This is a genomic window from Variovorax sp. 10L426, from assembly GCF_056395305.1.
In genome coordinates this window covers 21,710-35,282 of record NZ_JBFTJF010000001.1, presented here as the reverse complement: position 1 = coordinate 35,282, position 13,573 = coordinate 21,710, and the positions used below count along the sequence as shown (strand labels likewise).

Genomic DNA, 13,573 nt, shown 5'->3' with positions numbered 1-13,573 from the left:
TGCGTATCGTATGTACGTGCAAGACAAACGCGAAGCCCCTTCGATCAGTGATTTCCCTCGGTACAGCGGGCGTCTCGGCATCGTCGGGCCCGGTTTGATGGGGCTCGGCCTCTGCCATTCAGCTGCTGCCGCGGGTCTTCAGGTGACGCTGGCGGGCCGCGATGCGGCTTCCGGCCGGCGCGGCCTGGAGCGCCTGGGCGCCGACCTCCAGCAACGAGTCGCGCGCGGGCGTTTGGACGCACCGAAACGCGAAGCGCTGCTGTCGGTGGTATCCGTCGCGCCCGACGACGGCGCGCTGTCGCATTGCGACCTGGTCGTCGAGGCCGTCGCGGAGGACCGTGCCGTCAAGGAAGCAGTACTTCGGCGCATCGAGGCGGTGGCGGCGCCGGACGCGATCATTGCGACCAACACCTCGGGTCTGCCGGTCACGGGATTGGCCACCGCGCTGGCGCGACCGGGCCGGTTCATTGGCCTTCACTTCTTCTCGCCGGTCGACCGCATGGCACTGGTGGAGGTCGTGGTCGGACGCGCCACGGAGCGCGAAACGATTGACCGCGCGCTGGATTGGGTGCGGCGCCTCGGAAAGACGCCGATCGTCGTGCGCGACGGCCCCGGCTTTTTCACCTCGCGCGTCTTCGCGGCCTATCTCGACGAAGCGCTGGCGATGCTCGCCGAAGGCGTCGCATCTGACCGGATCGAATCCGCCGCAATGCAGGCCGGCCTGCCAGTTGGCCCGCTCGCGATGCTGGACGAAACCGGCATCGCGCTCAACCGGCAGCAGGCGCTTCAGGCGCGGGCCGACGGACTGGACGCCCGCGCCTGCCGGGCGCTGGCTTGGCCGGTACTCGATCACATGGTAACGGTGCTGGGCCGGCGCGGCCGCCGCGAAGGCGCCGGCTTCTACGACTATCCCGCTTCAGGCCCCAAGCAGCTTTGGACCGGGCTCGCAGGATCGTTTCCGTTGCTCGCTGAACAGCCATCCCTCGAGGCGGCGCAGCGACGCCTGCTGAACGCGCAGGCCATGGAGGCGGCGCGCTGCCTGGAGGACGGCACCGTGGCGAGTGCTGAGGATGCCGACGCCGCCTCTGTGCTCGGCCTGGGTTTTCCGCGTGGCGAGGGCGGCGTGCTGGCGCAAGTCCAGCGCCGAGGCGTGGCCGAATTCGTCGCCGAATGCGATGCATTGGCCGACGCGTACGGCGACCGGTTCCGGCCCTCGGCCTGGCTGCGCGAACTCGCGGCCAGCGGCCGAGGCTTCGGGTCCGGCGACCTGGGCTAAGGGGAATCCCGGGTGCAACATATAGTGCGGTAGTGTACGGTACGTCCGTGTACTGGATGCCTCCGGCTCCGTGCGCTTCATCCATCGATTCATCAACGGCCAAGGACCCATCATGCAGGGAACCCAGCTGCTCAAGCGGGCAGTCCAATGCAGCGCGCATCGCGTGGCGACCATTTCCGGCGCGCGTCGGCGCACCTGGAAGGAAGTGGGCGAACGGGTGCCGCGCATGGCGGCGGCGCTGCGTTCGCTGGGCGTGCGCGATGGCGAGTTCGTCGCGGTGCTGGCGATGAATTCGGACCGCTACCTGGAGCTGTTCTTCTCTGTGCCTTGGGCGGGTGGCGCGCTCGCTCCGTTGAACATCCGTTGGTCGGTGGCCGAGAACATCTATGCACTGACCGATTCGAAGGCGTCGATCCTTTTCATCGACGACAGTTTCCTCGATCAGTCCGAGCGCCTGCGTGCCGAAATGCCCAGCGTCCGGACCTTCATCTACATGGGCGACGGCGCCACGCCGCCCGGCATGCTCTCTTACGAAGAGCTCATCGCGCAGTACGAGCCGATGCCCGACGCGAATCGGTCGGACGACGACCTCTACGTCATCTTCTACACCGGCGGAACCACTGCGCATCCGAAGGGCGTGGCGATGTCGCACAAGGGCGTGTACCTCGCGACCTGCTGCTATCTCGCACTGCTGCCGAGCGTGGAGGACCTGACCTTCCTGTACGTGGCCGGCTACTTTCACTTCGCGGGCGCGAGCGCCCTCTGGTACATCACGCTCGCCGCCGGCACACATGCGATCCTGCCGAAGTTCGAGGCCCTGCCGGTCATGAAGGCGATCGGCGAACACAAGGTGACCAACGCGGTGCTCGTGCCGACCATGGTCAACATGCTGTTGAGCCATCCCGATGTCGACCAGTACAACCTGACGAGCCTGAAGACGTGCATCTACGGCGGATCGCCGATGCCGGAAGGGCTGATGCTGCGCGCCATGGACAAGGTGCCGACCTGGGGCTTCTATCAGATCTATGGCATGACCGAGACCGGCGGCTTTGCGACCATGCTGCGCTGGCGCGACCACATCGTCTCGGGCGAGAAATCATCGCGCCTTCGCTCGGCCGGGCAGGCCGGCTTCGGCAACGAGATCCGGGTGGTGCTGCCGGACGGCACCGATGCACCCGTCGGCGGCATCGGCGAGATCATCGTGCGCAGCGACTTCCTGATGGTCGGCTACCTCAACAACCCCGAGGCCACGCGCGCCGCGTTGCGTGACGGCTGGATGCACACCGGCGATGCGGGCTACCTGGACGAAGACGGATATCTCTATGTGGCCGACCGCGTCAAGGACATGATCGTCACCGGTGGCGAGAACGTCTATTCGACCGAGACAGAGCGGGCGCTGTTCCTGCATCCGACGGTGCGCGAGGCCGCCGTGATCGGCATTCCCAGCGAGCAATGGGGCGAGGCCGTGCATGCAGTGGTCGTGCTGAAGGACGGCGCGAGCGCCACCGCCGAAGAGCTCATCGCGCACTGCCGCACGCTCATCGGTGGCTACAAGTGCCCGCGCAGCGTCGAATTCCGGGCCGAGCCGCTGCCGGTGACACCCGTCGGCAAGGTGCGCAAGAACGTGCTGCGTGACCCGTACTGGGTCGGGCACGAACGCAAGATCTGAACGTCCACTTCACGAGACACAACCCATGGTTCTGACCGACGACCAGAAGGCGCTGCAGGAGTCTGCACGCCGCTTCGCGCGCGAGCGCCTGCTGCCCGACTACCAGAAGCGCGAGAAGCTCGGCGTGCTGGACCGCGACCTATTGGCCGAGATGGGGCGTCTTGGCCTCATCGGCGTCGACCTGCCGGAGCGCCTGGGTGGTCTCGGCGCCGACGCAGTCACGACCGGCCTCATCGCGGAAGAACTGGCCTACGGCGACTTCAACGTCAGTGCGGTGCCGGTCGGCGTCTCGCTCAACGCGGCGATCCTGATCCGGCATGCGAAGCCCGAAGTGGTCGAGGAATGGGTGCCGCGAATGATCCGCGGCGAGGCGGTGGTGGCGATCTGCCTGACCGAGCCGCGCGGCGGTTCCGATGCCAGCAACCTGCAGATGCGTGCGCGCCGTGACGCCGACCACTACATCATCAATGGCGAGAAGACCTCGATCACCTTCGCGGATCGCGCCGATGCGTACCTGATCTTCGCGCGCACCGGCCGGCCGGAAGACGGCGCAAAGGGGGTCTCGGCGTTCTTCATCCCGGCGGAGACGCCGGGTATCCAGCGCACACACTTCGACGATGTCGGCAGCGCCATCATCGGGCGCGGCTCCGTGTTCTTCGACGACGTGAAGGTGCCGGCCAGCCATCGGCTCGGCGACGAGGGCAAGGGGTTCACGCAGGTCATGCAGGGCTTCGACTACAGCCGCGCGTTGATCGCGCTTCAATGCTGCGGCGCGGCGCAGGCCTCGCTCGACGAAGCCTGGGACTACGCCAAGGAGCGCGAGGCCTTCGGGCGGCCGATCGGGCAGTTCCAGGGCGTGAGCTTTCCGCTGGCCGAGGGCGAGTCGCATATCGCGGCGGTGCGTCAGCTCTCCTATCACGCGCTGGCGCTGCGCGACGCGGGCCTACCCCACACGGCGGAGGCGGCCATGGTCAAGTGGATGGGGCCGAAGACGGCCTTCGATGTCATCCACCAGTGCCTGCTGACCTTCGGCCACTACGGCTGGTCGAAGGACTTGCCGCACCAGCAGCGCATGCGCGACGTCATGGGCCTGGAGATCGGAGACGGCACTGCCGGCATCATGAAACTGGTGATCGCACGCCATCGCATCGGCCGCGCCGCGGTGCAGTGAACAGAAAGCAGCCATGCCTTACCAATCAGTCTTTCGTCCCGGCATCTTCGAAGGCCAGACCCTCATTGTGACCGGCGGTGGCAGCGGGATCGGCCGTTGCACCGCCCATGAGCTGGCATCGCTCGCTGCACACGTTGCGCTGGTCGGCCGCACCGCCGAGAAGCTGGAGAAGGTCCGCGGCGAGATCGCCGAGGACGGCGGCAGCGCAAGCGCGCATCCCTGCGACATTCGCGACGAGATCGCCGTCGGCCAGACCATCGACGCAGTGTTGAAGGCGCGCGGCCGGCTCGATGGCCTGGTCAACAACGCAGGCGGCCAGTACCGCACGCCGATGAAGACCATCTCGACCAAGGGTTTCGAAGCGGTGGTCCGCAACAACCTCACCGGCGGTTTCATCTTCATGCGTGAAGCCTACAACCGCTGGATGGAGCAGCACGGCGGCGCCATCGTGAACATCATTGCCGACATCTGGCACGGCTGGCCCGACTTCGCCCATTCGGGCGCAGCGCGCGGCGGCATGCTCACGCTCAGCGAGACAGCCGCCTGCGAATGGGCCGCATCGGGCGTGCGCGTGAACACCGTCGCGCCGGGCGGGATCGCGTCCAGCGGCTTCGACACCTACGCGCCGGAAGCCAAGGCCAAGATCCTCGAATTCCCGCCGACCGTGCCCATGCAGCGTTTCGGCACGGAGGCGGAAGTGTCGGCTGCGATCGTCTACCTGCTGTCGCCCGCTGCGGCCTACATCACCGGCAGCTGCGTCCGTGTCGATGGCGGGACGCCCAATGCGCGCGGCACCTGGAAGCAGGCGCCGCACCACAACAGCAAGCCGTTCGAGGGCTTCCATCGCGCGAGCCTGCCCGAGTTGCTGAAGCGAGAAGGTTGACGCCATGAAGCTGGTGCTGGTCCGCCATGGGCGCCCCGACGAGGATGACACGGAGCGCCCGCACGACCCGCCACTGCGCGCGGACGGAAGGGCGCAGGCCGAGGCGGTGGCCGACCGGCTCGCGCAGGAGGGCATCACCCGCATCGTCAGCAGCCCGATGGCGCGCGCCAGGCAAACCGCACAGCCGCTGGCCGACCGGCTCGGCCTCCCGATCGAAGAGGTGGACGGATGGGCCGAAGCCGATCGCCATGTCGATCGCTACCGGTCGACCGAAACCTTGCGCGCACTCGGCAGCGACGAATGGTCGCGCTTTCTCGACGACCCGATTGCGTTCTTCGGCGGCGATGCCACGAAGTTTCGCCGGGGCGTGCTGGATGCGCTTTCCGCGACGATCGGCCACGAGCCTCGCAGCGATCACGTGGCCGTCTTCACGCATGGCCTGCCGATCAACGTCGTGCTGTCGCACGCGCTCGGCCTTTCGCGCATCGTGCACTTCGCGCCGGGCTACGCGTCGATGACGCGGCTGCGTGCGCTCTCCGGCGGCGCGATCGGCGTGGCCAGCGTGAACGAGCGCGGCCATCTTCCCGTGCGACGTGCCGTCCCCCGTTCAGACTGAATCCCCATGACAACGCTCATAGACGATGCCACGCTGGCACCGAAGATCGCCGACTACCTGGCCGCGCAACTCGGCCATCCGGTGCAGGTCGGTGCCGTGCGCCGCTTTCCGGTGGGTTTCTCGTGGCTGACCTACGCCGTGCCGGTGACCGGCATCGACGGTGACGACGGCCCGCGCGAACTCATCTTGCGCCTGGGCCCCGACTACGGTCTCTTTGCCCCGTACAGCGCCCGGCCGCAGGTGCTATCGATGCAATCGCTTGAAGGCAGCGCGATACCCGTGCCGCGCGCCTACTGGAGCAGCGACGATCCCACGATCCTCGGCGCACCCTTCATGTTCTGCGAGAAGGTTTCGGGCGACGCGGTCGTACCCTGGGTATCGGCCAATGAGCCCGGCCTCGAAGAGGGCTATCGCCAACGCCTGGCCGAGCAGTTCATCGATGCGCTTGCAGCCTTGCATCGCATTCCATGGCAGGAGAAGCCGGTGGCCGAGATGGCGCATGGCATTACCGCCGCGAATGCCGCGCGCATCAACGTCGAGTACTGGGAACAGCAGATCGCGCGCTGGGCGATGCGGCCTTACCCGATGGCCGAATGGGGCTTGCGCTGGCTCAAGGCCCATTGCCCGACCGCGCCGCGCGTCGCAATCGTCCACGGCGACTACCGCACCGGCAACTTCCTCGAACAGGACGGCCGCATCACCGCCATCCTCGACTGGGAACTCGTGCACCTCGGCGATCCGCACGAAGACCTCGGCTGGGCGAGCCTGCCGATGTACATGGGCGGCAGCAAGCTGATCTGCCGGCTCGCCGAACCCGAATGGTTCTACGCCCGCTACGCCGAGAAGGCGGGTTTCGAGGTCTCGATGCAATCGGTGCGCTACTACCAGGCGCTGTCGCTGCTCAAGCTTGCGGCGACGCACATGGCGGCGGCGCGCTGCTTCGAGGAAGGGCGCTTCAACGACATGCGCATGCCGGCGATGGGCAGCCAGGTCGCGACCTGCCTGCGCCAGATGGAAAAGACGATCGAGGCCGCCAAATGAACAACTCCTTCGCTCGCCTGATCGATGGCATGAACGCCACCCTCCGCAAGGAAGTGCTGTCCCGACTGGACGACGAGTTCGCTCGCGGACAGGTCTTCGGCGTCATCAACCTGCTCAACACCTTCAAGGTGCGCGCCGACTGGTCATCTGGCTTTCTGCTGGAGCAGATCGCGGCGCAGCGCGTCGCAATCGACGGCGTTGCCTCGCTATTGCTCGACCGACCCGAGGCGGCCTCGCTGCCGCCGCTGCCGGCCGGCCCGGCCCCGCAGGCCGAGCCCATCGTCGCGCTGCTCGCACTGCGCGACGAGGGCAATCGCGCGGTCGGAGAACTGCTCGGCTGGCTCGACGCGCAGCGCGCGCATTTGCCGGCCGATGTGGCCGACCGGATCGAAGATTTGCTGCGCACCGCCATGCGTGCCGAACTCGCCATCGAGCTGAAGAGTTCGCCCCGGCCGCTTTTCGCGGAGATGTCCAGCGGCTCGGAAGACTGAGATTCCCCAAGGAGACAAACCCATGACTTCCCTTTCCAGAAGATTCGTTGCGCTCTCGGCCGTGGCCGGTGCGCTGCTGCTCGCCATGCCACCGGTGGTACAAGCCCAGGCGAAGGACCCGATCAAGATTGGCGTGCTGACGATCGACAGCGGTCCTTTCGCCACCTACGCCAGCCTCGTGGAAGACTCCGCGCGAACCGCCGTCGACATCCTCAATGCACAGGGCGGCGCGCTGGGTCGCAAGTTCGAGGTCGTACTGCAGTCGCATGCCGGTACGCCGGCGAGCGCCATTGCCGCGGCGACCAAGCTGGTGCAGCAGGGCGGCGCGAGCTTCCTGACGGGCCAGACGCCCACCTCGCATTCGCTCGCGATCGCGCCGCGCCTGGCTGCGATGAACGCGCTGATGATCGACGTCTATTCGCAGGGCGACGACCTGATGACCAAGAGTTGCCAGCCGAACTTCTTTCGCGTCACCACGCCCGATGCCGTCTACGCCGCGATGCTGCGTGATTTCGTCAAGAAGTCGGGCGCCAAGACGTGGAACGTGATCTCGCCGGACTACGCGGTCGGCCATTCCTTCGCGGCGAAGTTCACCGAGATGGTCAAGGAGCAAGGCGGCACGGTGCAGGAGAGCCTGTTCGCACCCCAGGGAACGACTGACTTCGGCAGCTACATCACGCAGCTTTCCAAGCCGGCCGACGCGTTGATGGTCACGCTCTACATGTCCGACGGGAACTCGTTCGCCAAGCAGCAGAAGCAATTCGGCCTGTTCGACAAGTACAAGACAGTGCTGGGCAACGGTTTTGCGACCGAGTTCCAGCTTTCGGCGCAAGGAGACGCGGTGCTGGGCGTGCTCAACGGGCTGAGCTATCACAACACGATGCCCGGCGAACGCAATGCCGCCTTCGTGAAAGCCTACGAGGAGCGCAACAAGCGCAAGCCGATCTACACCGATGCCGACATGATGGTCGCGCTCGAAATGCTGCGCGCGGCGATCATCAAGGCCAATTCCACCGACGTGCCCGCCGTGCGCAGTGCGCTCGCCGGACTGAAGGCTCCCACGGTCTACGGAGAAGTCGAGATGCGCGCCGCCGACCACACCCTGATCCGCCAGCACGGGGTGGCACAGGTCGTGAAGACGGCCGACGGCAAGGCAACCACCTTCGCGATGCGGCAGATCGAGCCGGGGACGACGCTGTTCCCGCCGCCGAGCCCCGAGTGCAAGGTGCAGTGAGGGGTACATTGGGCCTCATGGACTTCAAGACCCTTCGGCTTCTTCGCGGCGAGGAGGGCTTTGCCACCCTCGTGTTCGACCGGCCCGACAAGCTCAACACGCTGTCGAACGAGCTTCGGCGCGAGTTCGTCGCCGCGGTCGAGGCGCTGGAGGCTGATCCGTCAGTGCGCGTGCTGATCCTGACCGGGGCGGGGCGTGCCTTCTCCGCCGGCATGGATCTCGACGAATGGGGTGCCACGAGCGAACTCGCCGCCGGTGCCTACGACAACGATCCGGTGCGTGCGATCCGCGCGTTCTCAGGCCCCGTGATCGGTGCCATCAACGGGCTCGCGATGACGGGCGGCCTCGAGATCGCTCTTTCCTGCGACCTGCTGGTGGCATCGACCCAGGCGCGCTTCGCCGATACGCATGCGCACGTGGGGCTGCTGCCGGGGTGGGGAGGGTCGGTGCGCATGGTGCGCGCGATCGGCCTGAACCGTGCCAAGGAGCTTGCATTGACCGGGCGCTATCTCGGCGCCGAAGAGGCGCTGGCCTGGGGGCTCGTGAACCATGTGGTCGCGCCCGAGGCGCTGATGGCCAAGGCCGAGGAGATCGCGCGGCAGATGGCCGCGGCCGTTCCGGAGACGCTGATCGCCTACAAGCAACTGCTCGACGATGGCGCGGGCCTCTCGATGGGTGATGCGATCGCGCTCGAGCGACGGCTTTCCATCGAAAACAATGCCAAGGCGGAGCGCGCCGCGATCGATGCCCGGGTCGCAGCGATGGTGGCGCGCCGGAAGAAATCGAAGTAGGGACCCGGCTTCGTCTTCACCTTCAGATAGGCGGATGGGCCTGCACGCTCTCGTACATCGCGTAGCCCTTGCCAACGCCGTATTCGATGATCCCGTAGCCGACCTCATCGCCGTCGCGCACCTCGATCACCTGGTCGGCCAGCGTGCGCACGCGCCGGCGCGTACCGGGGTCGTTCAGGTCCCAGACGTCGTGTTCGACGTAGAGCTTGCCGCGATCATCGCCGTGGAACCAGCCGTCGAGGCCACCATAGAGCCCGCCCTTCAGGAAATACTTCGTGGGCAGCACGCGCACCGACACCGGCCGCTCGCTGCCGTCGGCGAACTTGAGCTGCAACGCCATCGACGCCATCGACTGTCCGTGCGGATCGTCATGCCATTGCGCTTCGTGGCGCACGTCCACGAGCTGGTTGCGGCCCGAGACCTTCGTCCCGGCGGTGAACACCTCTTCGCCCGAAAGATAGATCTTCTCGCCCGGTGCACGCTCCTTGAAGAAGATGTGCAATCCGCGGTTCGCGAACTGCGCCGTGGTCCAGCAGTAGAAGAAGGGCGGGTAGAAGGTCAGCGGAGGCGTCGTCTCGTCGCTTCGCATCTCGGCGCGCACACCCCAGGAATGGTCGCGCTGGCCCATCCAGCTGGTGCTGTCGATCTCGATGCGGCGGCCGTCGAACTCCAGCCATCCGCTGTAGCGGCCGAGTTGCTGCGCGCGCGCCATGTTCTCGGTGATGCGGCCGTCACGGCGCCTCAGGTGCGACTTTTCCTCGTGCGCGTTCAGGTTGGCGATGAACTCGATGTCGAAGCGGATGCCCGAGGCGTTGGCGCCGAGCGTCAGGCGGTGGCGGCGAAGACCTTCGATGACCTGGATCGACAGCGGCCCCACGCTCGTCGTGAGCGGGTCCGGACGCAGGCGGCGCGACGCGCGGAAGTTCCATTGCCTCCCCGGCACCGCGACGCCGGCGAAGGCGTCCATGACATTGCGATTCGGGTGGTAGCCCAACCCGATGTCGAAGATGAGGTTGCCGTCGGGCGTGGGGTGCCCGGTGTACCAGAGCCGTTCCATCCAGGCCGGATCGCTGTTGTCGATCTGGTCGAAGGTGGTTGGCAACTGGTGGCCGATGAGGTCGTCTTGAGGGGTCAGCATGGTTGCGGAATTCTAATACAGTAGCGTATAGTCTGCTATAGCACGATAGACGGGTTTCCCCGCAGCGGCAGCAAGCCCGAGATAGTCCCCGACGAGCCTCATCTTGAACCAGGAGACATGAATCCCATGAATTCAACCGATTCCATCCGTGTCGAACTGCAGGACGGACTGGCCATTCTCTCGCTCACCCAGCCGGCTCGGGGCAACCCTTTCGATGGTGGCTTCGCGCGCGACTTCAGGCAGGTTGCCTCGGACCTGCTCAATTGCACCGGCCTTCGCGCCGTGTTGCTGCGCGCCGATGGCGCGAACTTCAGCTTCGGTGGCGACCTCAAGGTGTTCTATCCGGCGCGCGACCGGCTGCCGCCGCTGGTGCGCGAGTGGACCAGCGATCTGCACATGGGGCTGCAGCGCTTCTGGCGGCTCCCGGTTCCCGTCGTCGCTGCTGTGCAGGGTTTCGCGATGGGCGGTGGTGTGGCGCTGCTGGCAGGGTGCGACGTGGTGATCGCCGGCGCCTCGACGCGCATCGGCTCCGCCTTCGCGCAGCTCGGTTTCAGTTGCGATTCAGGCTCCAGCGTGACCTTGAGCGCGCGCATGGGCGTGGCTCGCGCACGGCGCTTTGTGCTGCTCGCCGAAGTGCTCGGCAGCGAGGAGGCCCAGCGCGCGGGTCTGGTCGACCAGATCGTGGCCGATGCGCAGTTGCAGGAGGACGCGCTCGCGCTCGCGCGCAAGCTCGCGGCCGGACCAACCATTGCCTATGGCGAAACCAAGCGATTGTTCATGCAGGCCGGTGCGGCGCAACTCGAGGCGCAACTCGAAGACGAGGCGCTGACCTTGGCGCGCGTCTCGGCCACGCTCGACGCCCAGGAAGGCATTGCCGCCCAAGTCGAGAAGCGCAAGCCCGCATTCCAGGGCCGTTGAGCGATGAGCGGCCCTCCTGCGCTCGAGCCGTGGAACTTTCATGACCTGGAAGCGCTGCTGAGGCTGCAGCGGGTCGGCCCGTCGCGTTTTCGCAGCCGCCATGCAAGCCCGAACGCGCGTGGAACCGTCTACGGCGGGCAGTTACTGGCGCATGCGCTGATGGCGGCATCGATGACGGTGCCGCCGGGTCGTGATGCCACCGCGTTGCAGTTCATGTTTCTGCAGAGTGCCTCCCCGGATCGGGCCATCGACTATGAGGTGACGCCGTTGCAGGACGGCAAGCGCTTTGCCTCGCGTCACGTGCGTGGCACGCAGGAGAGCGATTCGGGAGCGGGTCGCCGCGTCGTGCTCGACGCCCAAGCCACCTTCGCGACGCCGCTGGCCGGCCCGGATCATGCGACGTCCTCGCGCGCCGGCGATGTCGATCCGCAAACACTTCTTCGCTTGGAGGACGTGTCGCAAGAGACGGCCGAGGCGATCTGGCAGACGCTCGGCTACCCACTTGACTCCCGTGCGCTGGACTTTCGCGTTGCGGACCCTTCCCAGGCGTTGGGGCTGTCCTCGTCGAGTGCTGCACTGCGATTCTGGTTGCGCGCGCGGGACCCGCTTCCCGACGAGCTCGCCTTGCAGGCCGCGGCGTTCGCGTACTTGTCGGACTGGTGGCTCAATTTCCCGAGCGTCGGCATCCATGTGCCCGAACTACAGCGCGACGGCACACGGCTGCATGTGGCGAGCCTCAACCACGCGATCTGGTTCCATCGTCCGCTGCGCGCCGACTGCTGGCTGCACTTCGACGTGCAAAGCCCCTGTGCCGGGCGGGGTCGGGGCCTGTCGATCGCGACTGTGCACGACCTCGACGGCGCCCTGGTGGCAAGCGCCACCCAGGAAAACCTCATGACGCCGATGGGCTGATCCGCGCCTTCCGCCAGCAAGGCGCAGGGACGATCCCGTTGACGATTGTCGTACGCATGTGTATGGTCATTAATGCATACATAGAGCCGAATGAATCACCGGCGACCGGATCGCCATCATCAGGAGAACATCCCCCCATGGACTACCAGTTTCCTCCCGAGATCGTCGCCAAGCTCGCCGAACTCGACGCGTTCATCGAAGCCGAGATCAAGCCGTTGGAGCGCGAGAACATGAAGTTCTTCGACCACCGCCGCGAATACGCCCGTACCGATTGGGAGAACGATGGTTTCCCGCGCAAGGAATGGCACGACCTGATCGCCGAGATGGAGCGGCGTGCCGACAAGGCGGGGCACCTCCGTTACGGGCTTCCCAAGGCGTGCGGCGGGCAAGCCGCGCCGAACCTCGCGATTGCGGCCATCCGCGAACACCTGGCCGCAAAGGGCCTGGGGCTTCACAACGATCTCCAGGACGAGTCGTCGATCGTGGGCAATTTCCCGATCGTGCCGGTGCTCAACGCGTACGGCACGCCCGAACAGAAACGCTACATCGAGGGCATCATCAAGCGCGACCGGCACCTCTCCTTCGGCTTGACCGAGCCCAACCACGGCAGCGACGCCACCTGGCTTGAGACCACAGGCGTACGCGACGGCGACGGCTGGGTCATCAACGGCATGAAGCGCTTCAACAGCCAGGTGCAGCGCGCGCACGGCAACCTGGTGTTCGCCCGCACCTCGGGCAAGCCGGGCGATGCGCTCGGCATCACCGCGTTCATCGTGCCCACCGATTCGCCCGGCCACCGCATCGCCTACAACCACTGGACCTTCAACATGCCCAGCGACCATGCGGAGGTTGAACTCAAGAACGTGCGCGTGCCCGAAAGCGCGATCCTGGGTGAAGAGGGCAAGGGGCTGGTGCTGGCGCAGCGTTTCATCCACGAAAACCGCATCCGCCAGGCGGCGGCCAGCGCCGGCGCGGCACGCTACTGCATCACCGAGTCCGCCAAGTACGCGGTCAACCGCATTGCCTTCGGCGAGCCGCTGTCGAAGAAGCAGGCGATCCAGTTCCCGCTGGTGGAGCTCTACGCCGAGTGCGAGATGGTGCGCAACTTCATCTTCCAGGTCGCGAGCCGCATGGACCAGCAAGACCCGCTGGAGATCAGCGACCTCGTCTCGATCTGCAACTTCCGCGCGAACCGGCTGTGCTGCGAGGCCGCCGACCGCGCGATCCAGGTCCATGGCGGCATCGGCTACACGCGCGCGCTGCCGTTCGAGCACATCTATCGACACCACCGGCGCTACCGCATCACCGAAGGGTCGGAAGAGGTGCAGATGCGCCGCGTCGCGCAGTACCTGTTCGGCTTCGCGGGCAAGCGCGCGACGTCATGAGCGCCGCGCCGGACCGCTCCAAGCAAGCTCGCACCGCAGTGCGAAGCA

The 13,573-nt window shown here is 66.4% G+C and carries 13 protein-coding genes; 12 read left to right on the top strand and 1 reads right to left on the bottom strand.

Annotated features, from left to right (window positions below; translation table 11 throughout):
- Positions 1-10 precede the first annotated feature (10 nt).
- The 9 genes from AC1DHL_RS00170 to AC1DHL_RS00130 all read left to right on the top strand — a co-directional run bounded on the left by AC1DHL_RS00170 (position 11) and on the right by AC1DHL_RS00130 (position 9,172).
- Complete coding sequence (locus tag AC1DHL_RS00170; RefSeq protein ID WP_478159703.1) at positions 11-1,276, top strand: 3-hydroxyacyl-CoA dehydrogenase family protein; 1,266 nt, start codon at positions 11-13, stop codon at positions 1,274-1,276.
- Between the two features lie 112 nt (positions 1,277-1,388).
- Positions 1,389-2,945 carry a long-chain-fatty-acid--CoA ligase gene (locus tag AC1DHL_RS00165; RefSeq protein ID WP_478159701.1) on the top strand — a complete coding sequence of 519 codons (1,557 nt, stop codon included), beginning with the start codon at positions 1,389-1,391 and terminating at the stop codon, positions 2,943-2,945.
- Positions 2,946-2,970: 25 nt separating this feature from the next.
- Positions 2,971-4,116 (top strand): acyl-CoA dehydrogenase family protein, encoded by a 1,146-nt coding sequence (locus AC1DHL_RS00160; protein ID WP_478159699.1) that lies wholly within the window; start codon positions 2,971-2,973, stop codon positions 4,114-4,116.
- 13 nt (positions 4,117-4,129) lie between these two features.
- Positions 4,130-4,999: an SDR family oxidoreductase gene (locus AC1DHL_RS00155; RefSeq protein WP_478159697.1), complete on the top strand. Its 870-nt coding sequence runs from the start codon at positions 4,130-4,132 to the stop codon at positions 4,997-4,999.
- 4 nt (positions 5,000-5,003) lie between these two features.
- Entirely contained in the window at positions 5,004-5,615 is a 612-nt protein-coding gene (locus AC1DHL_RS00150) for a histidine phosphatase family protein (protein ID WP_478159695.1), read from the top strand.
- Positions 5,616-5,621: 6 nt separating this feature from the next.
- Positions 5,622-6,656 carry a phosphotransferase family protein gene (locus tag AC1DHL_RS00145; RefSeq protein WP_478159693.1) on the top strand — a complete coding sequence of 345 codons (1,035 nt, stop codon included), beginning with the start codon at positions 5,622-5,624 and terminating at the stop codon, positions 6,654-6,656.
- Positions 6,653-7,147, top strand: a complete 495-nt coding sequence (locus AC1DHL_RS00140; RefSeq protein WP_478159691.1) for a hypothetical protein — start codon at positions 6,653-6,655, stop codon at positions 7,145-7,147. Before AC1DHL_RS00145 ends, AC1DHL_RS00140 begins: the two co-directional genes overlap by 4 nt.
- A 22-nt stretch (positions 7,148-7,169) precedes the next feature.
- Complete coding sequence (locus AC1DHL_RS00135; RefSeq protein WP_478159689.1) at positions 7,170-8,381, top strand: ABC transporter substrate-binding protein; 1,212 nt, start codon at positions 7,170-7,172, stop codon at positions 8,379-8,381.
- Between the two features lie 17 nt (positions 8,382-8,398).
- Positions 8,399-9,172 carry an enoyl-CoA hydratase gene (locus tag AC1DHL_RS00130; RefSeq protein WP_478159687.1) on the top strand — a complete coding sequence of 258 codons (774 nt, stop codon included), beginning with the start codon at positions 8,399-8,401 and terminating at the stop codon, positions 9,170-9,172.
- Positions 9,173-9,194: 22 nt separating this feature from the next.
- On the opposite strand, the gene AC1DHL_RS00125 is transcribed toward AC1DHL_RS00130, so the two are convergent.
- Positions 9,195-10,310, bottom strand: a complete 1,116-nt coding sequence (locus AC1DHL_RS00125; protein ID WP_478159685.1) for an Rv3169 family protein — start codon at positions 10,308-10,310, stop codon at positions 9,195-9,197.
- Between the two features lie 126 nt (positions 10,311-10,436).
- On the opposite strand from AC1DHL_RS00125, the gene AC1DHL_RS00120 reads away from it, so the two are divergent.
- From AC1DHL_RS00120 to AC1DHL_RS00110, 3 genes are all read left to right on the top strand, one after another.
- Positions 10,437-11,228: an enoyl-CoA hydratase/isomerase family protein gene (locus AC1DHL_RS00120; RefSeq protein WP_478159683.1), complete on the top strand. Its 792-nt coding sequence runs from the start codon at positions 10,437-10,439 to the stop codon at positions 11,226-11,228.
- 3 nt (positions 11,229-11,231) lie between these two features.
- Positions 11,232-12,140 (top strand): acyl-CoA thioesterase, encoded by a 909-nt coding sequence (locus tag AC1DHL_RS00115; RefSeq protein WP_478159681.1) that lies wholly within the window; start codon positions 11,232-11,234, stop codon positions 12,138-12,140.
- Positions 12,141-12,277: 137 nt separating this feature from the next.
- Positions 12,278-13,525 (top strand): acyl-CoA dehydrogenase family protein, encoded by a 1,248-nt coding sequence (locus AC1DHL_RS00110; RefSeq protein WP_478159679.1) that lies wholly within the window; start codon positions 12,278-12,280, stop codon positions 13,523-13,525.
- Positions 13,526-13,573 lie beyond the last annotated feature (48 nt).

Excerpts from the sequence above, each read along its gene's own strand:
- AC1DHL_RS00110 (WP_478159679.1), top strand. The coding sequence starts at position 12,278 with ATGGACTACCAGTTTCCTCCCGAGATCGTCGCCAAGCTCGCCGAACTC.
- AC1DHL_RS00120 (WP_478159683.1), top strand. The coding sequence starts at position 10,437 with ATGAATTCAACCGATTCCATCCGTGTCGAACTGCAGGACGGACTGGCC.
- AC1DHL_RS00135 (WP_478159689.1), top strand. The coding sequence starts at position 7,170 with ATGACTTCCCTTTCCAGAAGATTCGTTGCGCTCTCGGCCGTGGCCGGT.
- AC1DHL_RS00145 (WP_478159693.1), top strand. The coding sequence starts at position 5,622 with ATGACAACGCTCATAGACGATGCCACGCTGGCACCGAAGATCGCCGAC.
- AC1DHL_RS00155 (WP_478159697.1), top strand. The coding sequence starts at position 4,130 with ATGCCTTACCAATCAGTCTTTCGTCCCGGCATCTTCGAAGGCCAGACC.
- AC1DHL_RS00115 (WP_478159681.1), top strand. The coding sequence starts at position 11,232 with ATGAGCGGCCCTCCTGCGCTCGAGCCGTGGAACTTTCATGACCTGGAA.
- AC1DHL_RS00170 (WP_478159703.1), top strand. The coding sequence starts at position 11 with ATGTACGTGCAAGACAAACGCGAAGCCCCTTCGATCAGTGATTTCCCT.
- AC1DHL_RS00130 (WP_478159687.1), top strand. The coding sequence starts at position 8,399 with ATGGACTTCAAGACCCTTCGGCTTCTTCGCGGCGAGGAGGGCTTTGCC.
- AC1DHL_RS00160 (WP_478159699.1), top strand. The coding sequence starts at position 2,971 with ATGGTTCTGACCGACGACCAGAAGGCGCTGCAGGAGTCTGCACGCCGC.
- AC1DHL_RS00125 (WP_478159685.1), bottom strand. The coding sequence starts at position 10,310 with ATGCTGACCCCTCAAGACGACCTCATCGGCCACCAGTTGCCAACCACC.
- AC1DHL_RS00140 (WP_478159691.1), top strand. The coding sequence starts at position 6,653 with ATGAACAACTCCTTCGCTCGCCTGATCGATGGCATGAACGCCACCCTC.
- AC1DHL_RS00150 (WP_478159695.1), top strand. The coding sequence starts at position 5,004 with ATGAAGCTGGTGCTGGTCCGCCATGGGCGCCCCGACGAGGATGACACG.
- AC1DHL_RS00165 (WP_478159701.1), top strand. The coding sequence starts at position 1,389 with ATGCAGGGAACCCAGCTGCTCAAGCGGGCAGTCCAATGCAGCGCGCAT.